The following is a 22,703-nucleotide window of genomic DNA, read 5'->3' as shown; positions in this document are numbered from 1 at the left end:
CGATTAACCACGGCCGCCACGTAATCACATTCAGGGTTTGAGATGAGTTATTCGGCCAAGGTGCTATGGGGTGAAGGCCTGTTTCTGCGGCCTCAGCACTTTCAACGTCAGGACGCCTATCACGAGGCGCGCCTGTTCGAGTCCGTGCAGGCGATCCAGCCGTACAACTGGGGCGTGCGCTCGGTGAAGCTGGACCGCGACGCGATCAGCAGCAACGTGCTGCGGCTCTCCGAACTGTCGCTGATCTTCCCCGACGGCGCGCTGTACTCCGCGCCGCAGGCCGACGACCTGCCGCCGCCCGTCGCGCTCGACACGCTGCCCGAGGGCATCAACGAATTCACGTTCTACCTCGCGCTGCATCCGCTGCGCGAAGCCGGTTCGAACTACGTGGAAGACGCCGAGGGCGGCTTCGCGAGCCGCTTCACGAGCGAGAACAACCCGATCGCCGACCAGTTCACCGACGCGGCCGAGGCCGACATCACGTTCCTGCGCACCAACGTGAAGCTGATCGCGCACAGCGAGCCGCGCGACCAACTGCTCGCGATCCCGCTCGTGCGCGTGCGCCGCACCGCCACCTCCGGCTTCGAGTTCGACGACACGTTCGTGCCGCCGTGCCTCGCCATCGAGGCTTCCGGCATCCTGATGCAGCGGCTGCGCCAGTTGATCGACGCGCTGCAGGCCAAGGTCAACGCGCTGTACGGCTTCCACCGCGAGCCGACCAAGAACATCATCGAGTTCCGCTCCGGCGACATCGCCTCGTTCTGGCTGCTGCACACCGCGAACGCCGCGTTCGCCTCGCTCGCGCACCTGTACCAGCATGCCGCGCTGCATCCCGAGCGGCTGTTCCAGGAGCTGCTGCGGCTGGCCGGCCAGCTGATGACGTTCTCGAAGTCCTACGCGCTCGCCGACCTGCCCGCCTATCGCCACGACGATCCCGGCCCGCCGTTCGCGCGCCTCGACACCATGCTGCGCGAGTTGCTCGAGACCGTGATCTCGACGCGCTACTTCGCGATCACGCTCGAGGAAGTGCGGCCGTCGTTCCATATCGGCCGGCTCGACTCCGGCAAGATCGACGACAAGACCGAGTTCTACCTCGCCGTGTCCGCCGACATGGCGTCGGTGGAGCTGGTGGACGCCGTGCCCGCGCGCTTCAAGGTCGGCGCGCCCGACGACGTCGACAAGCTGGTGCTGTCCGCGATGCCGGGCGTGCGGCTGTCGTACACGCCGCAGGTGCCGCCCGCGATCCCCGTGCGCCCCGGCGCCTGCTACTTCGCGCTCGACGCGCGCAGCCCGCTCTATGAGCGCATGCTGCAGTCGCAGTCCGCGATGATCTACGCACCGTCGGGCATCAACGACCTCAAATTCGAACTGATCGCCGTCACATCATGAGCTACGCGCCCTCCCTGTTCGGCGGCAACACGCCGCCTCCCGCCCCGCATTCGGCCTCGTCGACCGACGCCAGCTTCCAGGCGCGTTCGCTGCTCGACCTGCTGTACGACGGCTTCTTCATGATGTTCCTGCTGAAGAACGGCCGCGAGCCCGGCGAGGCCAACGAATTCCGCACGCGGATCCAGGAGTTCCTCGCCGATTTCGAGCGCGGCGCGAAGAAGCTCAACGCCGGCGCCGACGACGTGTACGCCGCCAAGTTCGCGTTCTGTGCCGCGATCGACGAGGCCGTGCTGTCGTCGCAATTCAATGTGCGTGCCGAATGGGAGCGCCGGCCGCTGCAGCTCGTGCTGTTCGGCGAACAGCTGGCCGGCGAGAAGTTCTTCCAGTACCTCGAGGAATGCCGCGCGCGCGGCGCCGCGCGCCTGCAGTCGCTCGAGGTGTTCCACATGTGCCTGCTGCTCGGCTTCCAGGGCAAGTACCTGCTCGAAGGGCCCGAGAAGCTCGCCTACCTGACCGCGCGGATCGGCGACGAGATCGCGCAGATGAAGGGCAAGCGCGCGCCGTTCGCGCCGCACTGGGCGCTGCCCGACCAGATCGCGCACCGCCTGAAGCGCGAGGTGCCGCTGTGGGCGATCGGCGCCGTGTTCGCGCTGGTGGGGCTGCTCGCGTTCATCGGGCTCAATGCGTACCTGCGCGACCACACGCTGAAGGCGCTCGCGCCGTATTCGCAGATCATCAAGGTCGGGCCGGAATCGGCGAATTTGACGATTTCGCTGCCTTGAGGGTGATTGGGGGTGGTTTGACGGGTTGAGTTCGGGGCGGCTGCCGGGCTCTGTCTGGATGGCTGCCCGATGTTTTTGTACCGGCGGCGGCGGCCTTGCGCCGCCGTGCTGGTGTCGCTTCTCTTCTTCTCTTGCTGGGCCGGCCGCGCGCTTCATTCATGCGCGTGTACTGCCCGCCCTGCTGCGTTCGCCGTGCGTCCTGCGCGGCGGCTTCCCCTATATTTCAGGCCGACTCGAACTGTGCGATCGCCGATTGCGAGAGGCCCGCGTGCGCGCAGACGCGGTTGCGGCCCGAGATCTTCGCGTCGTAGAGCGCGCGGTCCGCGCGCGCCGACAGCTGTTCGAAGGTTTCGCCCGGCATGCGGCTCGCGAGGCCGCCGCTGGTGCTGTACGAGCAGGGTCCCGCCGCGGTTTCCACCGTGTGCCGGTTGACCTCGTCGCGCAGGCGGTCGGCGATGCGCAGCGCGTCCGAGAGCGTCGTGCGCGGCAGCAGGATCGCGAACTCCTCGCCGCCGAGGCGGCCCAGCGCGTCGCCGCCGCGCAGCTTCTGCAGCATCAGTTCGGCGAACTCGCGCAGCACGCTGTCACCGCCCGCGTGGCCGTAGGTGTCGTTGATCGACTTGAAGTGATCGAGGTCGATCAGCAGCAGCGACAGCGGCGTGCCGTCGCGCTCCGCGTCGCGCACGCGGGCACGCGCCACCACCTCGAAACGCTGCCGCGACAGCGCGCGCGTGAGGAAGTCGTGGTCGATCACGCGGCGCGCGGCCAGCTGCATCGAATCGTGGACCATCATGATCGCGCACATCGACATCACCGGCATGATCGCCGCGCCCACGCAGAGCAGGCTGATGTTGAACGTCGTCAGGTAGACCTGCGCGCCCGCCGGGCCCGGCAGCATGACGAAATAGGCGCCGCGCAGCACCTGGCTGATCGCGAACAGCGTGGCGAAGCCCGCGGTGGCGACGTAGGGATAGCGCGACTGGCCCGAGCGATAGCGCCGGATCACGATCGCCGCGATCGCGAAGCAGACGATCGCCGTGTAGAGCGTGGTGATGCCCACGCGCATCGGGATGCTGTCGGCCACGTAATGCCAGTAGACGAGGGCCGGCAGCGTCAGGCCCGTGAGCAGCCCGAGCCAGGGCCAGCGCGGCGGCAGGTCGAGGAAGCGCGCGTAGCCGGCATAGAGCGTGACGCCCGACAGCACGAACATGCCGTTGCCCAGCACCACCGTGAAGACGTCGGGAATCCGGCCGCGCGCGAGCAGCAGCGCGAGCGACAACGACAGCAGCAGGTTCGCCGCGAACCACTCGCGCACGCCGGCCACGCCGGTGCGAACCAGCGAGCCGAGCAGCACGAGCATCACGAGCCCGAACAGCGCGGTGGTAGCCAGAGCAACGGTGATGGCGGACATGGCAGGTGCGGATACTCGGCACGGCGGCGGACGGCGCGCGGTACACGGACGGATCGACGGAGACCGGAATTTAACAGCTTCGGGAAAAATCGAATGTGAAATAGGATGGCGCGGGGTGGGGGTCGAGGCGCCCGGGATCGGTGCGAAAAGGTTTGCGGGGCGGGGGTGGGGGTGGGCGACGGGAATTGGGAACGGTTCCGTGGCAGCGGCATGGTCCCGAGGAAACGGCCAGATTGCAGGGCTGGCGCGGAAAAACGGACGATTGCAAGGCGCCTCCGCATGCTGTCTGAAAGTTGCGGAGAGAATACGGGTTTATCCCTAGGCCGGGATTTACCATTTTTGTCACATTGGTGTGGTTTGGGGGATGAAAACGGGAGGCGGAGGATGCGCTTCGAGGCGGCTGCAGTCGGTCGCGGGTCCACTGTCTAGTGTCCTGTGGGCAGTCCAATCGTAGGCCAGCAGCGTCTAGCATTCCCTGGGCAGACCATCCCTGCAACGGGTCGCGACTGCCATAGTCACGCGCTAATACGCCCAATTTTCATGCCGTACCGGCAAGCGGTTCAGTTCATCTCTCAGTTGCCGCCACTGCGGCATGAAACGGTCCATCAACGACTGGAACCGAGCGTTGTGCGTCGGCTCGATCAGGTGCAGCAACTCATGCACGAGGATGTATTCCAAGCACTCTGTTGGCTTGCGAGCCAAGTCCGTATTCAGGCGGACGTTGCCCAATACCGGGTTGCAGCTTCCCCACTGCGTTTTCATGTGCTGCACGAGGACACGGTGGGCTTTCACGCCCAGAAGCGGCTCCCACTTTTTCAGCAACGCCGGCACGACTGCACGAACCTGGTCCCGGTACCAAGCGTCAAGCGCTTCACGGCGGCGGCTCGCGTCACCGCCGGGGCGTATGCTGAGTTCGAGCGTCGAATGGTTCAGCCGCACGGCCGGTGCCGAATCGGATTCCACAATTCGCAACAGGTAACGCTTTCCCCACACATAGTGGCTCTCCCGGTCCAGATATTCACGTGCCGTCTCCCGTTCCTGCGAAAGTAGTTTGCGTTGCTCTCGCCTGATCCAGCCCAGCCGGGTGATGGCATACGCGCGGATGATGTCGGGCGTCATGAGCAGCGGCGCAGAAATCCGAACGCGCCCGTCCGGCGGGTATCGATTCGTTTCAGCACCGCCAGGATCTCGGGAGCGTCAATTTCCGCAATCGGACGCTTGTCGAGCCAAGAAAACACACCGCTCTTCAGCCGCACCAACGTCCTCTCGTGCTGCCAAGGCTCGACGTACGGTCGACGCTCCTCTAACCAAGCCCGCCACAACTTCGAATGAATTATCAGCCGCTAAACGGGCAGCTCGCCTATCCGCCTTCTCCGCCTCGCCCGAATCCGATCCCTTTGCCAATTACTCGCGTGCCTCCGCTCGCCGCTGACGGGCAAGGGCGAGGCGAACCTCGGGGTAGACGCCCAAGGCCAAGGTTTTCTGCTTTCCCGGATAGCGGTAAGCGAGCCGCCAATACTTCCAGCCGTTCGACTGGAGCACAGGAACATGCCGTTGCCGTCCGTCAGCACGTAAGGCTTGTTGAGGCTTGCGTTGCGAATCGCGAGGTCTGAAAGATTCATTTCGTTGATACCAACGAACATACCCGCAAGCCTTTCAGACCTAGTTGGATTTCTTCGGCCCCCAAAGGACGCCGTACAACAAAAAACCCCGCAGAATCAAGGATTCTAGCGGGGTTTTCGGACGATTTCGGAGAAGCATTTGGTGCCGGCTGCAGGACTCGAACCCGCCACCTGATGATTACAAATGCCTATCGAACTGGCACTATACGCCACTATCGCTTACTACACGGGCGAGGAGCCCCACACAGGCCACTTCATGCCCCCGTCCGCTAACTATTGCGTTGACAGTCGGTTGACGCGCAGCTGACACGCGTCGCGCAAGGCATCGGACACCACGAAGAAGACGAATGGAACCAACAATCAGCGTAACATCGATTGCAGTGAAGAGCACCGTGTCGGCGATCTGGAGCTTGCTGAAAAAGCCGTTCGAGCTCGTCACCCAACTCCTCTTTTATGCTGCCTACGAGGTGTCCACGCAGCATCGGTCCCTCCGGGATTTCAAGGGCCTATGGCGAGACGAACTCGGCGATTACTTTGACTACAGCGTGAACTGGAGAAAGGTGTTTCTTGGAAAGGAACAACAGGCATGCACGCTGTGGATCAAGGCGAAGGAGGGACGGTCGTTTCGGCGGGTCACCGTGTGCGTGACAGCATCGCTCGAAACGCTGTGCTATCAATCGGTGGTGATCCTTTACGACATCGGCGAGACGCCGACGGTCGTGGCCGTTCCAAGCATTCCGCTTCGACATGTCGAGGTGCGGGGCAATATGGTCTATGTTCCATACAACACCGTGCGCGCCGAAGTGAAAGAGTTGGTCGACGCCGACGGCGAACCAATTCCGCTACCGCGCAAAACGGCGGACTACGGGCACCCTATCGACAACCTCGAAGCGGCGATGGGGCTCCGTAAGAGCGACGTGTTTCGGTGGGGGAAATGGTGGAACCTCGACCTCTTGGAAGGCGAGAAGCACGAATTCAGAGTCAACTTTCGTGGCATGGCCTTCCACGCGAAGTTTCACGGCCAAAGATTCTCCCACGGTTGGTACTCCTTGCTGGCCTGGCTTTCCAAGTGGAACTGGTTTCTTGAAGCCTGTTTTTGGTCGCAAAATCTGGTTACAGCAAAGCAACTGAGGCGCGCATTTGCGGAACATTTCAGCGGTGACGCATAAACAGCCAGATCCAATCAGCACGTTCCATCGGTACCAATCCCGCTGCATCTATCGCCCCAGTCAGACCCATTTAGTGTCGCTAACACAAGTCATCCACGAATCTCGAGCAGATAACGGCGGCAGCCAGGAAGAGCAAAGCGGCATGAATATCGAGACGGCGCTCGAAGCGAATCCGGAGCTTTCCAAATCCGGCGAACCAAGCGTGCGTGCGCTCGACGACCCAACGATGCCGCCCCAGCCGTTCGCTGCTTTCGATACCGCGGCGGGCGATACGGGCCTTGATGCCGCGCTGTCTCAGATAACGCCGGCAACGCACGAAGTCATACCCTTTGTCAGCGTGCAGTTTGCTCGGACGCTTGCGCGGCTGGCCGTTCAGGCCCGGTACCGCAGGAATGGCATCAAGCGTGGGTTCGAATGCCATCGAATCGTGCCGGTTGGCTCCCGTAATCGTGATAGCCAGCGGGATGCCGCGTGCATCTACGACGATGTATCGTTTCGATCCGAGCTTGCCTCGGTCCGTCGGGTTGGGGCCGGTTTCCTGGCCCCCCGGGGGCTGGAGACGCTCGCTCCATCGAGGCTCGCGCGCTCCCAATCGATCTGGTCGTGTTCACGCAACCGACGCAGCATCGCCAGATGAAGCCGATGCCATACGCCTTGCGCTTGCCAATCTCGCAGACGTCGCCAGCACGTCATGCCACTGCCGAAACCCAGTTCCTGCGGCAGGTCTTCCCACGGAATGCCAGTTTGCAGCACATACAGGATGCCGCTGAGCGCGGCTCGATCATCGACCGTGCGTCGTCGTCCGCCCTTGGGCGAGGGAGTGAACTCCGGAATCAGAGGTTCCAGAGCCACCCACAACTCGTTGCTGATTTTGCGTCTTGCCATGCAGCAGACGATACGACGTCTGCTGCATCATGTCTAGGTTGCGTTAGCGGCTCTAAGGCCGGCTGGCTCGTCGACATCCAGCCTGGGGGCCGCGGAGGAAAGCGCTACCGCAAAACGCTCAAGACGCAAGCCGAAGCGAAAGCATACGAAGCATGGCTCACGGCGAAGGTTGTTCAAGCACCCGAGTGGGTCCCCGCACCGAAAGACTCGCGGCGTCTGTCGGAACTCATCGAACTATGGAATCTTCATCACGGAATGCAATTGCGGCACACGCGCACGTACCCGACGCTCAAACGTATTTGCGTAGCGCTAGGCAACCCGCTGGCGACAGCATTCAGTGCTGAAGACTTCGCGTCTTATAGGGCATCGAGGATCGCGGAGGGTGTAACTGCCAACACGGTCAATCGCGAGCACGCCTATTTGAGAGCCGTCTTCAACGAGCTCGCGCGTCTCGGTCATTGGCCCGGAGCAAATCCGCTAGCACGCCTCCGTCAATTTCGGATCGCAGAGCGAGAGTTATCCTTTCTAACATTGGAACAGATCGAGGTATTGCTGGACGCCCTCGGTCGGAGGAAAAGAAAAGATGCCCTCCTGATTACTAAGCTGTGCTTGGCAACTGGAGCTCGCTGGAGCGAAGCCGAAAGTCTTCGCTTGCAACAACTGCGGGGAAACGCAGTGCACTACACGCAAACAAAGACTGATAAAAATCGCTCAGTGCCCCTCGACGGTACGTTAGCCGACGAAATATTAGCGTTCCACGCCTCAAAGCCGAAAGCTATCGGCGATCGCTTTTTCGAAAATTCCGCCGGAGCCTTCCGAATGGCAATTGAAGATGCGCAAATTGACTTGCCTGAAGGGCAGCTTACGCATGTTCTACGTCATACATTCGCGAGCCATTTTATGATGAACGGCGGGAACATCTTAACGCTGCAACGCATCCTCGGGCATTCAAGCCTACAAATGACGATGCGTTACGCCCACCTAGCCCCCGATCATTTGCAAGAAGCACGGCAGCACAACCCCTTAGCGACCCTCCGGAATAGGGAGCGTCTCGCGAATGCGCCATCAACCAAACTCACAGCGAATTGATGTCACTGATTTTGCTTCGCGGAGCTGACCTCGACGCTACGTCGATAATCAAAAGCAACGCGCGATGGGTACGCAACAGATCACCGACCTCCAGCTCTTCGAAGGTAGCGCCCAACATTAGTCGTATCGAGGATGCCACGACCGTGCCCAAATCCATCACGCATAACCAACGCGCATCGATGGTAAAACCCAAGGCGGCTGAGGCGGCGCTGGACCAAGACTTCCAGTTTTTGCAGTAAAGTATCGTCGAATCGAAGCGGATAACAATCGCCACACCGCCCCGGGGAAAAATGTCAGCATCCAGAAAGCATGTCCAGGCTCGGCGCATTTGCGCTCACGCTTGGACGCAGTCATCCAACTTCGAGCACTCGCCCATAAGCGCCACGTCGTCTAGGCGTCAACTGTTGCAGGAGCTCGAATGATCAATCTTCCAGTTCTGGAGCGCGTGCGCGTAAGCAATTACGCGTTGTATGTTGGCACCCCAGATTCACCCGGCCTGGACCACACCTTCAGACCAGGCGTAAACGTCATTGTCGGCATCAACGGCCTAGGCAAGACTACTCTGCTCAATATCCTTCTCCGCTCGTTGACCGGTGCGTCAGACATCCCGGGAGACGATCAACTGGGAGACAAGAAACGCCGCCTGGTGCCCTCAGATCGGCTATGGTTTCGCCGCAGAGTGCCTGACGACGCCGTCGATGCACGAGTTACCGTGTGGTTCCATTTGGGAGCTCAATACTTCGAGGTGACGCGCTCGCTTGCCAACCTAGACATCCTTGAACTCTCGGTCGATCAACAATCGCTTCCCGCAGCACGGCCAGCAGAGCTAGAAGCAACATTTCGCGAACATGTAGTCGCGGCGACGGGGCTTACGTCGTTCGATGATTTCGTGTTCCTTCTACGTTATGTTGTCTTTTACCTTGAGGATCGCCGCAGTCTGGTCTGGGATGCTGCAGCACAGGGCGATATTCTAGGCATCCTTTTTGGAGAGAAAGGTGCCGACCGCAAAGAATATGTCGAGCTGTTCAACGAGCTTGTAAGCAAGGACAGCGAATACCGAAACGTGTATGCCGTCGTAAACAAGCGTAGAAAGGATATCGCTAGGCAAGTCAGCAGCATCGAAGGTGGACAAATCGACTTACTCATAAAGACGCTGGAAGCGCGACGGAGTGAGCTGACCGACCTTGCAAAGCAGAAAAACGATGTCTCGCGCGAGCGCGACTCGTTGCGCCAGCAAATAGAGAACCGACGACAGGAAGTACACGAGAAGCGCGCCGACCTAGCGTATCGACTCAACACATTTTACGAAACGTTCTTCCCAAGCGTAAATGACGCCGGACGATACTTGCTCGCCCACTTTGAGGCTGGCGCAGGGTGCTTAGTCTGTGGCAATCAGGACGCTGACGCCGTCGCACACGTGAACACGAAGCTCTACATGAATACCTGTCCGGTGTGCGAAAGCCCTATCGATGACGGGATACAGACAGAGCACGATCCGCACGCCAGCGAATACATAGAACAACAGCGAGCTTTAATTTCTAAGGCTGAGCGTGATTTGGACGCAATGCAGTCCCCGCTGAAGGATGCAGAAAATGCCTATTCAGAAACTGCGGCGAAGCTGGTAGCCGCCACAGCAGCGGTGACATCACTGGAACAGCAACTACAAGCGTTTGGCCAGACAATGCCAGAGGCGATAGAACGTCGTACTGAACTGGAAGGACGGCTAGCGACGTTCGAAGCTACACTGAATCAGATCGACGTAGAAAGAATCGAGCTAACCGAGCAATTCCGGGAGTTGGCACATGCTATCGACCGCGAGGTGCAAGCGGTCTCAACACAGATCGAAACAGTGTTCGCTAAGTATATACGCGGCTTTTTGGCGGAGCAGTGTGAAATCAAATACACGCCAAGGCAGAGCCGTATTGGACAGCGCAGTGCTACGGAGAGTTTCCCGTTTCCACATTTCGTGCCTGCGCTGACATCCGGTGTCCATCGCGACACAGCGACCGTTAGGGAGTTTGGGCAATCAGTCTCCGAATCACAAAAGGAATTTATCGACCTCGCGTTTCGCATGGCACTGCTGGAACTGGCCGCGCCGGACGCACCCACAATGCTCATACTAGAAACGCCTGAAGCAAGCTTGGATTCCGTCTTTGTACCGCGGGCTGCCGATCTGCTGAGACGATTTGCGTCGCGTCCGGGGAATGCTGCTGCGACTAGACTGATTGCGTCGTCCAACGTCAATCGCGAGCAGATGATTCCAGCTTTGTTTGGAGCTTACCCCGACCAACGATTTTATGGTCAAGTAACCGACGAGGCGCCACAAGAGACGCCAGCTGCGATCCCCATGGAGCAGCGAGCCGCGCATGTCCTCGATCTCCTAACGATCGCAGCCCCCACCAGGGCGCTCGATCGGTTCCGGCAAGCCTACGAGGACGAACGAGACCATGCCATCTATCCGGAACGCTACGTCGGAACGAACGCATGAGCACGCCAACGCATGAGGCACGATTAGAGAATGCCGGCATGTGGAAGGCATGGGTGCTGCTGTGCATCGCGGAAGCATCTCGCATGGGGCTTACGCCGATGGCAACGCCTCAGCTACATGTCGTCCTGTACCTAGCCAACACGTTGGCCGACTTGTTCGACGTAACCCGTGTCCGCGGACGTGTCTTGAAGCATGGTCCGTTTCCGTTCTTTCCGGATGTACAGCGTGAAATTGACAGGCTCGCCTTTGCGGGCGTGCTGTCGATCGAGCGAGTTGACTTCGGATCAAAAAATCGTCTGACGGCGCATTACTCATTAGGTGCCACTGGTCGGCAGATCTACTCCAACTTACTAAATCACGCCGAGGCCAAACGCACAGCGAGATTGTTTCGGGAACTCGTTTCCGCATGCTTCGGCCGCTTTCTCGCTAATAGAGCTGACATCGGCCCCATCGACGCCAATTATGGCAATGCCACGGTGATAGATGGAGAAGTCGTCGATTTCGCTGAGTGGACAGACGAGAACAAGAATATCGAGGTAGCGCATCACCTGATCGATCGGCTACGGGCTCTCCGACCCGATGCTGAGCGTGACGGCGTACGCCTTTACTGCGACTACCTTGACAAAGCGATGGCACTGACATGAATAAGTCGACCAAGAGCCAATTTGGCGGAGCTCTTCAGGCAGCATTAGACGCAGTGATCGAAAAAGGGGCGTCAGTCATTTCTGTGGCTGAGGCGGGGAGCAAGGAGGCGTTCTTGGACGGTTGGACAAGGACTCTGATCGCACATGCTCGCCACCTACGAGCCAGCAAACAAGAACTGCATGGGCCGATCGTCATGGTGCATATCGACGATAGCGGTCCGTTTGCGACCAGCATGGGCTGGAAACGTAACCCAATGCTTGGTTCGTCGCCAACGGATAAGCTCGCTGGTATTTTGGCCGCCGGCACTGGAGACATCGGTGGCTGCGTGCATCCGAAGCGATTCACTGGCACAACCGAAGTCGTGGAAGAAATTCAGAATGCGGGCCTCGGTTCTGCGCTCACCGTCGCGTTAACGAGCGTTTCAAAACTAGTTATTTGGCCGCGCGGCATTGACGATCTGTCCGCGCCGTATCAGCACGAGCTAGATGACGCTCCAGTGGTCGTTGATCTAGCGGCCATCGCGCAGGCGCTCGACCAATTCTACGAGGTGTGCGCGCGGCAAACCACGACCTGGTGGCTAAATGCGAAACAGCGGGTCACGGTTTCGAGCCCAGAAAGCACGGTGCAAAACGACCTGTGGCACTTCTTGCTAGGAAAGTACTCGGACGTCGCACGCATCCGCTCCGAGCCAAACATCGGAAACGGTCGAGCCGATCTGACGGTAATACCCTTCAATGTGGGCCACAACAGTGCTGTCCTTGAACTGAAGACCACCCGCGACGCGTACACGCCTGCTAACGATCCAACAGCAGTGCCGGACCCCTTAAAGAAGAAGAAACTGACCAAGATCAGCTTGAAGGAAAACATCGCATGGGCATGCTCAGGCATCCAGCAGACCGCGGCCTACCGGGATCATGAAAAGCTGGATGGCGCTTTCCTATGCGTTTACGACTTCTGCGCTGGCAATAAGAAAGAGATCGACGATGCCATTCAAACGCCGGCGATCACATACAACGTTATTGCCAAGCGCTACTGGATCACCGCTTCCCACAAGGAGCACCGTGAGGACCTGTACCCGCTCGAAGACCCCCCCGCCTAATTCGGATCAAAGGCTGAGTTCGACCACGCTCTCAGCAAGCTGGAAGTGGCCACCTTGCTGAGCACTCAGCCGCATTTGACGAACTTCGCGAGTCAACACGTGACCGAAACCGATCTCCGACGCGAGTTCCGCAAGAATTGCCGCCACCTCGATGCGCACACTCGCGTAGCGGGAGTCTCCCACCACCATAATGACCTTTCCTGACGGCGCAAGAAGGCGCTTGCACTGCTCTAGCACAGCCTCCAGATCTCGGAAGTAGGCGCCAACCATGGCCGGGATGTTGCCGTCCCACAAAGTCTCTTGATGCGAATGAAGCGCCTTCAGCGTTTGACTCAGCTTGTGCGACGGCCTCTGCGGAAGCTCATAAGGACGTCGAATCTGGACATGGGAGCGGAGGGTTTCCTTACGCAGTTTCTGATTCTCCGTGGCACTGCGAAGATAGCCAAGCACCCAAAGTTCGACATTGTAGATGTCCGTGTAATCGAAGGAGTTTGGGTACGGCGGGGAGAAGACGATCAAGTCCGCCGGCTCATTGATCTGAGGCAGTGCCGCACGCGAGTCCCCATTGATAACCGAGACGCGAGAACGAGGGCGCTGCTCGAAACGAAGAACGTCTTCGAACGATGTGTTGAACTGACTTGCAAACATCTCGTCCAATAGGCGCGGAGTCGGTTCGTTTTCCTGCCAACCGGACCGATAGCGCCGGCCCTTCCCATTAACGTATACGTTACTGCAGTCCACGAGCACGGCACCTAGCACTACTCGAAAGAAGCGCTGGACAACATCATCTTCAATGGCATCGATGCAGGTGAGGTATTGCGACAATCGCCGAGCAACATTCAGGGGGAAAATCCAACGATTCTTGCCTTCCCCTTCGACGAACGTTGGCGGCCAATGACCCAGCCGAGAAATGTTGCTACGGGTGCTAGGCAGCATCGCTTGGAAATCGGCTGCGGCCGAGCGCAGCGCATCCGCGGAAAGCGTGCTTACTTTTGCTTGAATTACGTCTGCTAGAAATGGATTGACCTCAATTGTCGTTGCATCGATCGACAATAGTTGCGCGGTGATTGCGCTCGTGCCAGAACCTCCAAATGGATCGATCACATGGCGAGGACGATACCCAAGCGAATCAATGGCAGCGCTTACGAAGTCTGGAGAGAACGCTTCCTTGAAGTGAAACCAACGCTGAAAGGCTGTGTGCTTTCCATCCTGATTTGTTGTCAGAGGGGCAGTCGGTGCGCGCGCGTAGTCTGCTTCGCAGTCTTTGCCGGCGCCGAGCCACTGCGGCGCCCTTGCAAAACACTCCTGCAGGATCTGTAGATAACGCTCCGGTGGATTTCGCATGATGGCCAGGCCTTGTTGGTGATTGCGATCGCGAAGTACGCGCGCACGAAATTGTCAGCCGGAAGTTCTACATCACAGAGGCTAGTCACCTACCCCGTCAGATGGCGATGAAAGACACAATCGGGCTCCTCCTGCTGCACCCGAGGGAGGGCGCTGATAAGAGAGCTTATATGTCCGCTTTTATCGTTGGTGTCAACTGCGACTTCTTTTGAGCTACGCGGCGGCAACACATCACCGCCAGACGTTTATTTGCTTGGCAGCAATTGCCGGTCGCGACCATCGGCGCAATGGCCGCAGATGCCTCCAACCCACACATGCCGTTGACAGTTCGTTGACGAGAACCAGAAACGTCAAGGGCTTAGCCAAAGCTAAGCCCTTGATTTATTTGGTGCCGGCTGCAGGACTCGAACCCGCCACCTGATGATTACAAATCAACTGCTCTACCAGATGAGCTAAGCCGGCGTAGCCGCGGATTCTACCTCATTTCACGATCTTGAGGCGGGGTCGGTTGCTCTTTCCCGCCGCGCCGTCGTCGTCGGGTGAAGGCGACGGCGTGGATGAGGACGAAGCCGAAGCCGAGCCCGAAGGCACGTCCGCGCCCTCCGACGGCTCCGCAGCCCCATCGGCAGCCGAACGCGAGGCACCACCAGCGCCAGCCCCCGCCGCACCACCGTCACCCTCGTCCGCCTCCACCAGCGTCGTCTCACCCGGCTCATCGGCCGCCAGATCGACCTGGAACGCCATCCCCTGCCCGTTCTCGCGCGCGTAGATCGCGAGAACGTTCGCCACCGGCACCTCGAGCTTGTGCGCCTTGCCCGAAAAGCGCGCCGTGAATTCGATCCAGTCGTTGCCCATCTGCAGCGCGGTGGTCGCCTCGAAGCTGATGTTCAACACGATCTCGCCGTCGCGCACGTACTGCCGCGGCACGCGCGTCGAGTTGTCGACGCGCACCGCGATGTGCGGCGTATAACCGTTGTCCGTACACCACTCGTAGAGCGCGCGCAGCAGATACGGCTTCGTGGAAGTCTCTTGCATCACTGTCCTCGTACAGGCACGCGCGCGGCAGGCTGCGCCGCGCGCGCACCGATGGCCGCAGGCCGTTTAACGGCGCATCACCTTTTCCGACGGCGTCAGCGCCTCGATGTAGGCCGGGCGGCTGAAAATGCGCTCGGCATACTTCATCAGCGGTGCCGCGTTCTTCGACAGCTCGATGCCGTAGTGATCGAGGCGCCACAGCAGCGGCGCGATCGCGACGTCGAGCATCGAGAACTCCTCGCCGAGCATGTACTTGTTCTTCACGAAGATCGGCGCGAGCTGCGTGAGCCGGTCGCGAATCGCGAGGCGCGCCTTCTCGTGGTTCTTCTCGGCGGCCTTGCCCTTCTCGTTCTCGAGCGTGCTGACGTGAACGAACAGCTCCTTCTCGAAGTTCAGCAGGAACAGGCGCGCGCGCGCACGCTGCACCGGGTCGGCCGGCATCAGCTGCGGGTGCGGGAAGCGCTCGTCGATGTACTCGTTGATGATGTTCGATTCGTACAGAATCAGATCACGCTCGACGAGAATCGGCACCTGACCATACGGATTCATCACGGCGATGTCCTCGGGCTTGTTGAACAAGTCCACATCGCGAATCTCGAAGTCCATGCCCTTTTCGAACAGCACCAGCCGGCAGCGCTGGGAGAAGGGGCACGTCGTGCCGGAATACAGAACCATCATAATTAGCGTTTCCTAAAAAAAGCCGAGGGCCGGCGCGCGGATCAACCTGCCAGCAGGTCGCTCCTTGCGACGGCCCCACGCCGGTCTTGGCGTGTCTACTTGATATCTTTCCAATAGGCGGCGTTGAGCCGCCAGGCGAAAAAGCTCAGGATGCCGAGGAACAGCAGCACCCAGACGCCCACGCGCTTGCGGGTCTGCTGCTCGGGCTCGGACATCCAGCCCAGATACGCGACGAGGTCGGCCACGGCAGCATCATAATCCACCGCCGAAAGCGTCCCCTGCGTGACGGTCTGGAAGCCGACGAGCCTGCGCACCTTCTCGCCCGTCTCCTCGTTCGTCGTTTCCTCGTATTTCGGCACACGCTGCCCCTGCAACTGCCACAGCACATGGGGCATGCTGACGTTCTCGAACACCGCGTTGTTCCAGCCCGTCGGGCGCGTCTCGTCGCGGTAGAAACTTCGCAGATACGTATAGAGCCAGTCGCGGCCGCGCGCGCGCGCTTCCACCGAGAGGTCGGGCGGCGTCACGCCGAACCAGCGCTTGGCGTCGTCGGGCCGCATCGCCACCGACATCGGGTTGCCGACCTTGTCCGTCGTGAACAGGAGATTCGCCTCGATCTCCTTCTGGGATATCCCCAGATCCGTCAGACGGTTGTAGCGCATCAGGTTCGCGCTATGGCAATTCAGGCAATAGTTTACAAACAATTGCGCGCCATGTTGCAGGGCAACGAGATTTTCCGCGTTATCGGGCGCCCGGTCGAGCGGAAAATTACCCTCGTCGGCACGCGCCGCGCCGCCCAGCAGCGCCAGCGACGTCGCACCAATCAGCAGGAACGTCTTCAATAGCGTCCTCATCATCGTGTTCTCCTCGCTCGCATTAGTGGGGCCGGAATTTGACGCGCTCGGGCGGCTGCTTGAATGTGCCAAGCGGGGTCCAGAGCGGCATGCCGAGGAAAAACGCGAAGTAGACCAGCGCGCATACCTGCGCGATCAGCGTCTTGGCGGGCGACGGCGACTGGGTGCCGAGGAACCCGAGCGTCAGGAACGCGACGACGAAAATCCCGAGGAACACCTTGTGGAACGTGGGCCGGTAGCGGATCGACTTGACCGGGCTGCGGTCGAGCCAGGGCAGGAAGAACAGCGAGATCACGGCGCCGCCCATCACCACCACGCCCCAGAACTTCGATTCGGTCAGCGCCATGAACACGATCAGCACGACGGCCAGCCCCGGCAGGCCGATCCGCCATTTGCCGCGGGCCCGCCAGAGCGCGACCAGCCCGAGCACGGCGATCACCACCATCAGCACGATCTTGAACGGATCGGTGGTGGCGCGCAGCATCGCGTAGAACGCGGTGAAATACCACACCGGCGCGATCTCGGGCGGCGTCTGCAGCGGGTTGGCGGGCACGAAGTTGTTGGCTTCGAGGAAGTAGCCGCCCATCTCCGGCGCGAAGAACACCACCAGCGCGAAGATCATCAGGAACACGCAGACCCCGAAGTAGTCATGCACGGAGTAGTAGGGGTGGAACGGGATGCCGTCGAGCGGAATCCCGTGCTCGTCCTTCTTCTCCTTGATCTCGATGCCGTCGGGGTTGTTCGAGCCGGTCTCGTGCAGCGCGACCAGGTGCGCGACCACCAGCCCGACCAGCACCAGCGGAATCGCGATCACGTGGAACGCGAAGAAGCGGTTCAGCGTGACGTCGGACACCACGTAGTCGCCGCGGATCCAGAGCGAGAGGTCCGGCCCGACGAACGGGATCGCCGAGAACAGGTTCACGATCACCTGCGCGCCCCAGAACGACATCTGGCCCCACGGCAGCAGGTAGCCGAAGAACGCCTCGGCCATCAGGCACAGGAAGATCGCGCAGCCGAAGATCCACACCAGCTCGCGCGGCTTGCGGTACGAGCCGTACATCAGCCCGCGGAACATGTGCAGGTAGACCACGATGAAGAACATCGAGGCGCCCGTCGAGTGCATGTAGCGGATCAGCCAGCCCCACGGCACCTCGCGCATGATGTACTCGACCGACGCGAACGCGAGCGTCGAATCGGGCTTGTAGTTCATCGTCAGGAAGATGCCCGTGACGATCTGGTTCACCAGCACGAGCAGCGCGAGCGAGCCGAAGAAGTACCAGAAGTTGAAGTTCTTCGGCGCGTAGTACTCGGTCACGTGCTTCTTGAGCGTGACCGTGAACGGGAAACGCGCATCGATCCAGCCCATCAAACCCGTCGTGGCGACAGTCTTGTTGTCGGTGGCCATCACGCTTCTCCTTTCTCGTCCTTGCCGATCACGACCGTGGTGGCCGAGGTGAACATGTAAGGCGGAACGTCGAGGTTCTGGGGCGCGGGCTTGTTCTTGAACACGCGGCCGGCCAGATCGTAGGTGGAGCCGTGACACGGACACAGGAAGCCGCCCGGCCAGTCGTCGGGCAGGTTCGGCTGCGGGCCGGGCGTGAAGCGCGAGGTGGGCGTGCAGCCGAGGTGCGTACACACGGCCATCACGACGAGGATGTTCTTGCGATCGGCCCGCGAGCGATATTCGTTCGCGCAGTACGCGGGCAACGGCATCGAATAGGTGGATTTGGACTGCGGGTCGGCCAGCTCGGGATCGGCCTTCTTCACGTCGGCCAGCATCGCGTCGGTGCGGTTCAGGATCCAGACCGGCTTGCCGCGCCAGGCCACGGTGACGAGCTCGCCCGGCTTCAGCCCGCTGATGTCGACCTCGACTGGCGCGCCGGCCGCCTTCGCCTTGGTCGACGGCGCGAGCGACGCCGCGAACGGTATGACCGTGGCGACCCCGCCGACCCCGCTCGCTACGGATGTCGCAATCAGCCAGGTACGGCGGCCGCTGTCGACGCGTTTCTCTTCTTTATCTCGCATCTCACGCCCCACTTCTGAGTTGGATTCACCGTCACGACTTCGCATACCGCCGCTAGTGTGCGCGAACGGGGCCTGCATTTTCAAGGCCCGATTCATAAAATCGACGCGAAGTCTTTGATCGGCAAGGGTTTTCCCCCATCGCCGCAGAACCAATCCAGATCAATTTTTAAGCAGACGCTTCATTGCATTTCGAGGGTGCGCCGCCGCAATTCCGGGCGTTTCAAACGGGGTTCGGGATGTCGATGAACGTGTGCTCGAGGCCGAAATGTTCGGACAAATGGCGGCCGAGCGCCTGGATGCCGTAGCGCTCGGTGGCATGGTGCCCCGCCGCAACGAAGGCCACGCCGCTCTCGGCCGCCGCGTGCGTGACGAATTCGGACGCCTCGCCGGTCAGGAACACGTCGGCGCCGGCCTCGATCGCGGCGTCGAAATAGCTTTGCGCGCCGCCTGTACACCAGGCCACGCGGCGCAGCTGCTGGTCGCTGTCGCCGAGCACGAGCGGGGTGCGGCCGAGCGTGTGCTCGACCTTGGCGGTGAAGTGCTCGAGCGAGACCGGCATCGGCAGCGTGGCCATCCAGCCGAGGTCCTGCTCGCCGAAATGCGCGTCGGCGATCAGGCCGAGGCGCGCGCCAAGCTGCGCGTTGTTGCCGAAATCGGGATGCGCGTCGAGCGGCAGGTGGAATGCGAACAGGTTCAGCTCGGCGCCGATCAGCAGCTTCAGCCGCTGGTACTTGCGCCCGGTGACCTGCGCCGGCTCGTTGCGCCAGAAATAGCCGTGGTGGACCAGCACCGCGTCCGCGCCCCATTCGATCGCGCGTTCGAGGAACGCGGCCGAGGCGGTCACGCCGGTGGCGATCCGCTCGATCCGGCGGCGCCCCTCGACCTGCAGCCCGTTGGGGCAGTAGTCCTTGAAGCGCGCGGTTTCAAGGGTATTGTTCAAGTACAATTCGAGTTCGATCCGGTCCATATAATCCCCTAATCTCTTCAAATGCTTAGACGCTTCTGGCTGTTCTTCGCACAGGCGGTGACGGTGCTGCTCGCGCTGATGTTCATCGTCGCGACCCTCAAGCCACAATGGCTGCAGCGCCAGGGACAGCTCGGCAAGCAACTCGCGGCACCGATCGTGGCGTTGCGCGAAGTCACGCCGGGCGGTGCCGGCGCGCCGGCGCAGACGTCCTACGCGGACGCCGCGCAAAAGGCGATGCCGGCCGTGGTCAACGTGTTTTCGAGCAAGGACGGCTCGCTGCCGCCCGACCCGCGCGCGAAGGATCCGCTGTTCCGCTACTTCTTCGGCGACCGCAATCCGCGCCGGCAACAGGAAGAACCGGCGTCGAACCTGGGCTCGGGCGTCATCGTGAGCCCGGAAGGTTACATTCTAACGAACCAGCACGTGGTGGACGGCGCCGACCAGATCGAGGTGGCGCTGGCCGACGGCCGCACCTCCACGGCCAAGGTGATCGGCAGCGACCCCGAGACCGACCTCGCCGTGCTGAAGATCAACCTGACGAACCTGCCGACCATCACGCTCGGCCGCTCGGACCGCGCGCGCGTGGGCGACGTGGTGCTCGCGATCGGCAACCCGTTCGGGGTCGGCCAGACCGTGACGATGGGCATCATCAGCGCGCTCGGGCGCAACCATCTCGGCATCAACACCTTCGAGAACTTCATCCAGACCGACGCGCCGATCAACCCGGGCAACTCGGGCGGCGCGCTGGTGGACGTGAACGGCAACCTGCTCGGCATCAACACGGCGATCTACTCGCGCTCGGGCGGCTCGCTCGGGATCGGCTTCGCGATCCCCGTCTCGACCGCGCGCACGGTGCTGGAAAGCATCATCACGACGGGCGCCGTCACGCGCGGCTGGATCGGCGTGGAACCGCAGGACGTCACGCCCGAGATCGCCGATTCGTTCGGGCTCGCGCAGAAGACCGGCGCGATCGTGGCCGGCGTGCTGCAGGGCGGCCCGGCCGACAAGGCCGGCATCAAGCCCGGCGACATCCTGACCACCGTCAACGACGAGCCGATCACCGACACCACCAAGCTGCTCAACGTGGTCGCGCAGATCAAGCCGGGCACGCCGACCAAGGTGCAGGTGGTGCGCAAGACGCGCAGCTTCGAGGTGACGGTGGTGATCGGCAAGCGCCCGCCGCCGCCGAAGCAGGCCAACGACGACCAGAACGACGACGCCGAATGAGCGCGTGAGGCGCGGCGCCCGGCGAGGTGGCCGGCGCGCGCTCGGCGAGGTGGCGGGAGGTTGCAAGGCATGCGACGGCCGCGCCTCGGGGCCGGCAAGCGGCGCGTGTTGCGAGGCGATGCGCCGGTATCGATTGCCTCGCAATGGCGGCCATCATGCGCATATGCCGCCCGCATCGGATCAGCCCCGCTCACGTCGTCCCTGCCGCCCGCGGGCCGAACAGTCATGCGCGGCTACGACACCACTCAACGCCGCCGCCCAACTTCTCCCGCAACGAAAAAGGGCGGCCCATGCCGCCCTTCCCGATGATTCGACCACCGCGCACGCCGAGGCGTCAGCCCGTCGCTCCGGACTCCTCGTCCTTCTTCGCGGGCGCGCCGTGGCCGACGAAGATCCGCGCGGCCAGCAGCCCGACTTCGTAGAGCACCACGAGCGGCAGCGCCAGCATCAGTTGCGAGAACACGTCGGGCGGCGTCACCACCGCCGACACGACGAACGCGCCGACGATCACGTAGGGCCGGATCTCCTTCAGCTTCTTGAGCGGCAGCACGCCCATGCGCACCAGCAGCACCACGATCACCGGCACCTCGAACGTGACCCCGAACGCGAGGAACATGCCGAGCACGAAGCTCACGTAGTTGTCGATGTCGGTCGACATCTCGGCGCCGAGCGGTGCGTTGTAGTGCGCCATCACGCGGAAGATGGTCGGGAACACCACGAAGTAGGCGAACGCCATCCCGCACAGGAACAGGAAGTAGCTGCTGCTGACGAGCGGCAGCACCAGCCGCTTCTCGTGCTGGTAGAGCCCCGGCGCGACGAACGCCCAGATCTGGTAGAGCACGATCGGCAGCGCGATCACCAGCGCGACGAGCATCGTGACCTTCATCGGCACGAAGAACGAGCCCGTCACGTCGGTGACGATCATCTTGCCGTCCTTCGGCAGGTTCTGCATCAGCGGCCGCGCCAGCAGCCGGAAGATGTCGGGCGCCCAGTAGACGAGCCCGACGAACACCACGAGCACGGCGCCGCCCGCCCGGATCAGGCGGTCGCGCAGCTCGACGAGATGGGAGATGAAGGTTTCTTCCCGGCCTTCTTCCGGAGTGTGCTGGGGGTCGCTCACGCAGGCCCTCGGTTCAGGTGATGGGCACGCATCGTCGGCATCGTCAGATGCTCAAAAGAAGCGCACGGGCCGGCGCAGGCTGGCCGGCTGATGGCGCGCGACGCGCGCGGCGCCGGACTGCACGCGGGTGCGGCGCAGCGAGGCGCGCTTGTACCAGACCGGCGTGGCCGACTGCCTGACGCGCCAGTTGCGGCGTTTCGGCGTGAAGCCGGCGCTGGCCCCGCTGCCCTGCCACGACGTCGAGCCGAAGCCCGAGACGCCATCGGCCGACACCGAAACCGGCGACGACGCCGAGTCGCCCGAGACGGCCGAACTCCAGGCGTCGTTGAGGTCCGCCTCATGCTGCCGCAGGTTGTCGTGAATCGTGTTCTCGACGTTGCGCGCGGCGCTCTCGAAGTCGGTGCGCATGGTGCGCAGCGCATCGAGTTCGATCTCGCGCGAGACTTCCGCCTTCACGTCGTTGATGTAGCGCTGCGCGCGCCCGAACAGCGCGCCGGCCGTGCGCGCGACGCGCGGCAGGCGCTCGGGGCCGAGCACCACGAGCGCGACGACGCCGATCAGCGCCATCTTGGAAAGACCCAGATCCAGCATCGCGACGTCCCGTCAGCGCGCGTTCATCACGCCTTGTTCGAATCGGACGAACGCGCCGCTTCCTTCGCGTCGACGTTCACCGAACCGTTGCGCGGCAGCTGCTGCGCGTCGGCCGGGGTCTCGTTTTCCTTCATGCCGTCCTTGAAGCCCTTCACCGCACCGCCCAGATCGCTGCCGATGTTGCGCAGCTTCTTCGTGCCGAACACCAGTGCCACGATCAGCAAAACGATCAGCCAGTGCCAAATGCTCAATCCGCCCATGATGCCACTCTCCTCAACCTCGC

24 protein-coding genes and 1 tRNA gene are annotated in these 22,703 nt (G+C 61.7%); 8 read left to right on the top strand and 17 right to left on the bottom strand.

Translation table 11 applies throughout. The features are described from left to right. Window positions 1–42: 42 nt before the first annotated feature. Together tssK and icmH are read left to right on the top strand one after the other, a co-directional pair. Window positions 43–1,389, top strand: a complete 1,347-nt coding sequence (gene tssK, locus BpN12_RS16400; protein WP_246796563.1) for a type VI secretion system baseplate subunit TssK — start codon at window positions 43–45, stop codon at window positions 1,387–1,389. After that, window positions 1,386–2,171, top strand: a complete 786-nt coding sequence (gene icmH, locus BpN12_RS16395; RefSeq protein WP_246796562.1) for a type IVB secretion system protein IcmH/DotU — start codon at window positions 1,386–1,388, stop codon at window positions 2,169–2,171. The genes tssK and icmH overlap by 4 nt, the downstream gene beginning before the upstream one ends. Window positions 2,172–2,394: 223 nt before the next feature. Here icmH and BpN12_RS16390 read toward each other — a convergent pair whose 3' ends face one another. From BpN12_RS16390 to BpN12_RS33400, 4 genes are all read right to left on the bottom strand, one after another. Further along, window positions 2,395–3,582: a GGDEF domain-containing protein gene (locus tag BpN12_RS16390; protein ID WP_246796561.1), complete on the bottom strand. Its 1,188-nt coding sequence runs from the start codon at window positions 3,580–3,582 to the stop codon at window positions 2,395–2,397. Window positions 3,583–4,104: 522 nt separating this feature from the next. After that, window positions 4,105–4,701 (bottom strand): M48 family metallopeptidase, encoded by a 597-nt coding sequence (locus BpN12_RS16385; protein WP_246796560.1) that lies wholly within the window; start codon window positions 4,699–4,701, stop codon window positions 4,105–4,107. Further along, window positions 4,698–4,841, bottom strand: a complete 144-nt coding sequence (locus BpN12_RS16380; RefSeq protein ID WP_246796559.1) for a phage integrase central domain-containing protein — start codon at window positions 4,839–4,841, stop codon at window positions 4,698–4,700. Before BpN12_RS16380 ends, BpN12_RS16385 begins: the two co-directional genes overlap by 4 nt. Before the next feature lie 145 nt (window positions 4,842–4,986). Beyond that, window positions 4,987–5,124, bottom strand: coding sequence for an Arm DNA-binding domain-containing protein (locus BpN12_RS33400; RefSeq protein WP_342346212.1), 138 nt, complete (start codon window positions 5,122–5,124; stop codon window positions 4,987–4,989). Window positions 5,125–5,551: 427 nt separating this feature from the next. Between BpN12_RS33400 and BpN12_RS16375 the strand changes: the two genes are divergently transcribed. Further along, the gene (locus tag BpN12_RS16375; protein ID WP_246796558.1) at window positions 5,552–6,373 is read left to right on the top strand and encodes a hypothetical protein; all 822 of its coding nucleotides are present in this window, start codon (window positions 5,552–5,554) and stop codon (window positions 6,371–6,373) included. A gap of 79 nt (window positions 6,374–6,452) precedes the next feature. Here the strand turns inward: BpN12_RS16375 and BpN12_RS16370 are convergent. Further along, a protein-coding gene (locus BpN12_RS16370; protein ID WP_246796557.1) for an IS5 family transposase occupies window positions 6,453–7,258 on the bottom strand; the annotation gives its coding sequence in 2 pieces (ribosomal slippage) (window positions 6,453–6,928 and window positions 6,928–7,258; 807 coding nt in all). A 255-nt stretch (window positions 7,259–7,513) separates the two neighbouring features. Here BpN12_RS16370 and BpN12_RS16365 point away from each other — a divergent pair. After that, window positions 7,514–8,347 carry a phage integrase gene (locus BpN12_RS16365; RefSeq protein WP_246796556.1) on the top strand — a complete coding sequence of 278 codons (834 nt, stop codon included), beginning with the start codon at window positions 7,514–7,516 and terminating at the stop codon, window positions 8,345–8,347. On the opposite strand, the gene BpN12_RS16360 is transcribed toward BpN12_RS16365, so the two are convergent. After that, window positions 8,334–8,675 carry a hypothetical protein gene (locus BpN12_RS16360; RefSeq protein WP_156438235.1) on the bottom strand — a complete coding sequence of 114 codons (342 nt, stop codon included), beginning with the start codon at window positions 8,673–8,675 and terminating at the stop codon, window positions 8,334–8,336. The genes BpN12_RS16365 and BpN12_RS16360 overlap by 14 nt on opposite strands. A gap of 90 nt (window positions 8,676–8,765) precedes the next feature. On the opposite strand from BpN12_RS16360, the gene BpN12_RS16355 reads away from it, so the two are divergent. The 3 genes from BpN12_RS16355 to BpN12_RS16345 are packed head-to-tail and all read left to right on the top strand — an operon-like array spanning window position 8,766 to window position 12,579. After that, window positions 8,766–10,835: an AAA family ATPase gene (locus BpN12_RS16355; RefSeq protein WP_059472250.1), complete on the top strand. Its 2,070-nt coding sequence runs from the start codon at window positions 8,766–8,768 to the stop codon at window positions 10,833–10,835. Then, on the top strand, window positions 10,832–11,479 hold the full coding sequence (locus BpN12_RS16350) for a hypothetical protein (RefSeq protein WP_146123369.1): 648 nt from the start codon (window positions 10,832–10,834) through the stop codon (window positions 11,477–11,479). The genes BpN12_RS16355 and BpN12_RS16350 overlap by 4 nt, the downstream gene beginning before the upstream one ends. After that, entirely contained in the window at window positions 11,476–12,579 is a 1,104-nt protein-coding gene (locus BpN12_RS16345) for a hypothetical protein (protein ID WP_246796555.1), read from the top strand. The genes BpN12_RS16350 and BpN12_RS16345 overlap by 4 nt, the downstream gene beginning before the upstream one ends. 6 nt (window positions 12,580–12,585) lie before the next feature. On the opposite strand, the gene BpN12_RS16340 is transcribed toward BpN12_RS16345, so the two are convergent. The 8 genes from BpN12_RS16340 to BpN12_RS16305 all read right to left on the bottom strand — a co-directional run bounded on the left by BpN12_RS16340 (window position 12,586) and on the right by BpN12_RS16305 (window position 19,482). Beyond that, window positions 12,586–13,923 (bottom strand): SAM-dependent methyltransferase, encoded by a 1,338-nt coding sequence (locus tag BpN12_RS16340; protein ID WP_059472247.1) that lies wholly within the window; start codon window positions 13,921–13,923, stop codon window positions 12,586–12,588. A gap of 386 nt (window positions 13,924–14,309) precedes the next feature. Continuing rightward, window positions 14,310–14,385 (bottom strand) — tRNA-Thr (locus BpN12_RS16335). A gap of 18 nt (window positions 14,386–14,403) precedes the next feature. Next, complete coding sequence (locus tag BpN12_RS16330) at window positions 14,404–14,958, bottom strand: ClpXP protease specificity-enhancing factor (RefSeq protein WP_246796554.1); 555 nt, start codon at window positions 14,956–14,958, stop codon at window positions 14,404–14,406. 66 nt (window positions 14,959–15,024) lie between these two features. Next, window positions 15,025–15,636 (bottom strand): glutathione S-transferase N-terminal domain-containing protein, encoded by a 612-nt coding sequence (locus tag BpN12_RS16325; RefSeq protein ID WP_012734444.1) that lies wholly within the window; start codon window positions 15,634–15,636, stop codon window positions 15,025–15,027. A 95-nt stretch (window positions 15,637–15,731) separates the two neighbouring features. After that, window positions 15,732–16,490 (bottom strand): cytochrome c1, encoded by a 759-nt coding sequence (locus BpN12_RS16320; protein ID WP_246797927.1) that lies wholly within the window; start codon window positions 16,488–16,490, stop codon window positions 15,732–15,734. 22 nt (window positions 16,491–16,512) lie between these two features. Then, window positions 16,513–17,895: a cytochrome b gene (locus BpN12_RS16315; RefSeq protein ID WP_246796553.1), complete on the bottom strand. Its 1,383-nt coding sequence runs from the start codon at window positions 17,893–17,895 to the stop codon at window positions 16,513–16,515. After that, complete coding sequence (petA, locus tag BpN12_RS16310) at window positions 17,895–18,515, bottom strand: ubiquinol-cytochrome c reductase iron-sulfur subunit (RefSeq protein ID WP_246796552.1); 621 nt, start codon at window positions 18,513–18,515, stop codon at window positions 17,895–17,897. The genes BpN12_RS16315 and petA overlap by 1 nt, the downstream gene beginning before the upstream one ends. Window positions 18,516–18,735: 220 nt before the next feature. Beyond that, window positions 18,736–19,482, bottom strand: coding sequence for a Nif3-like dinuclear metal center hexameric protein (locus BpN12_RS16305; RefSeq protein WP_246796551.1), 747 nt, complete (start codon window positions 19,480–19,482; stop codon window positions 18,736–18,738). Window positions 19,483–19,503: 21 nt separating this feature from the next. Here BpN12_RS16305 and BpN12_RS16300 point away from each other — a divergent pair, with 21 nt between their 5' ends. Then, window positions 19,504–20,709 (top strand): Do family serine endopeptidase, encoded by a 1,206-nt coding sequence (locus BpN12_RS16300; RefSeq protein ID WP_042623687.1) that lies wholly within the window; start codon window positions 19,504–19,506, stop codon window positions 20,707–20,709. A gap of 334 nt (window positions 20,710–21,043) precedes the next feature. On the opposite strand, the gene tatC is transcribed toward BpN12_RS16300, so the two are convergent. From tatC to tatA, 3 genes are read right to left on the bottom strand one after another with little or no spacing between them, the layout of a single operon-like run. Further along, on the bottom strand, window positions 21,044–21,829 hold the full coding sequence (gene tatC / locus BpN12_RS16295) for a twin-arginine translocase subunit TatC (RefSeq protein ID WP_246796550.1): 786 nt from the start codon (window positions 21,827–21,829) through the stop codon (window positions 21,044–21,046). Window positions 21,830–21,880: 51 nt separating this feature from the next. Next, on the bottom strand, window positions 21,881–22,420 hold the full coding sequence (gene tatB / locus BpN12_RS16290) for a Sec-independent protein translocase protein TatB (RefSeq protein ID WP_246796549.1): 540 nt from the start codon (window positions 22,418–22,420) through the stop codon (window positions 21,881–21,883). A 26-nt stretch (window positions 22,421–22,446) separates the two neighbouring features. Continuing rightward, the gene (tatA, locus tag BpN12_RS16285; protein WP_198250486.1) at window positions 22,447–22,680 is read right to left on the bottom strand and encodes a Sec-independent protein translocase subunit TatA; all 234 of its coding nucleotides are present in this window, start codon (window positions 22,678–22,680) and stop codon (window positions 22,447–22,449) included. Window positions 22,681–22,703: the final 23 nt, after the last annotated feature.

Origin of the sequence: Burkholderia perseverans, from assembly GCF_022870505.1 — a bacterium.
GTDB classification, from domain to species: Bacteria; Pseudomonadota; Gammaproteobacteria; order Burkholderiales; family Burkholderiaceae; genus Burkholderia; species Burkholderia plantarii.
The sequence above is the reverse complement of the archived record's forward strand: the minus strand, read 5'-3'. Positions and strand labels throughout refer to the sequence as shown.

Bases quoted from the DNA above. Each gene is read 5' to 3' on its own strand.
- tssK (WP_246796563.1), top strand. From the start codon at position 43: ATGAGTTATTCGGCCAAGGTGCTATGGGGTGAAGGCCTGTTTCTGCGG.
- icmH (WP_246796562.1), top strand. From the start codon at position 1,386: ATGAGCTACGCGCCCTCCCTGTTCGGCGGCAACACGCCGCCTCCCGCC.
- BpN12_RS16390 (WP_246796561.1), bottom strand. From the start codon at position 3,582: ATGTCCGCCATCACCGTTGCTCTGGCTACCACCGCGCTGTTCGGGCTC.
- BpN12_RS16385 (WP_246796560.1), bottom strand. From the start codon at position 4,701: ATGACGCCCGACATCATCCGCGCGTATGCCATCACCCGGCTGGGCTGG.
- BpN12_RS16375 (WP_246796558.1), top strand. From the start codon at position 5,552: ATGGAACCAACAATCAGCGTAACATCGATTGCAGTGAAGAGCACCGTG.
- BpN12_RS16365 (WP_246796556.1), top strand. From the start codon at position 7,514: ATGCAATTGCGGCACACGCGCACGTACCCGACGCTCAAACGTATTTGC.
- BpN12_RS16360 (WP_156438235.1), bottom strand. From the start codon at position 8,675: ATGCGCCGAGCCTGGACATGCTTTCTGGATGCTGACATTTTTCCCCGG.
- BpN12_RS16355 (WP_059472250.1), top strand. From the start codon at position 8,766: ATGATCAATCTTCCAGTTCTGGAGCGCGTGCGCGTAAGCAATTACGCG.
- BpN12_RS16350 (WP_146123369.1), top strand. From the start codon at position 10,832: ATGAGCACGCCAACGCATGAGGCACGATTAGAGAATGCCGGCATGTGG.
- BpN12_RS16345 (WP_246796555.1), top strand. From the start codon at position 11,476: ATGAATAAGTCGACCAAGAGCCAATTTGGCGGAGCTCTTCAGGCAGCA.
- BpN12_RS16340 (WP_059472247.1), bottom strand. From the start codon at position 13,923: ATGCGAAATCCACCGGAGCGTTATCTACAGATCCTGCAGGAGTGTTTT.
- BpN12_RS16330 (WP_246796554.1), bottom strand. From the start codon at position 14,958: ATGCAAGAGACTTCCACGAAGCCGTATCTGCTGCGCGCGCTCTACGAG.
- BpN12_RS16325 (WP_012734444.1), bottom strand. From the start codon at position 15,636: ATGATGGTTCTGTATTCCGGCACGACGTGCCCCTTCTCCCAGCGCTGC.
- BpN12_RS16320 (WP_246797927.1), bottom strand. From the start codon at position 16,490: ATGAGGACGCTATTGAAGACGTTCCTGCTGATTGGTGCGACGTCGCTG.
- BpN12_RS16315 (WP_246796553.1), bottom strand. From the start codon at position 17,895: ATGGCCACCGACAACAAGACTGTCGCCACGACGGGTTTGATGGGCTGG.
- petA (WP_246796552.1), bottom strand. From the start codon at position 18,515: ATGCGAGATAAAGAAGAGAAACGCGTCGACAGCGGCCGCCGTACCTGG.
- BpN12_RS16305 (WP_246796551.1), bottom strand. From the start codon at position 19,482: ATGGACCGGATCGAACTCGAATTGTACTTGAACAATACCCTTGAAACC.
- BpN12_RS16300 (WP_042623687.1), top strand. From the start codon at position 19,504: ATGCTTAGACGCTTCTGGCTGTTCTTCGCACAGGCGGTGACGGTGCTG.
- tatB (WP_246796549.1), bottom strand. From the start codon at position 22,420: ATGCTGGATCTGGGTCTTTCCAAGATGGCGCTGATCGGCGTCGTCGCG.
- tatA (WP_198250486.1), bottom strand. From the start codon at position 22,680: ATGGGCGGATTGAGCATTTGGCACTGGCTGATCGTTTTGCTGATCGTG.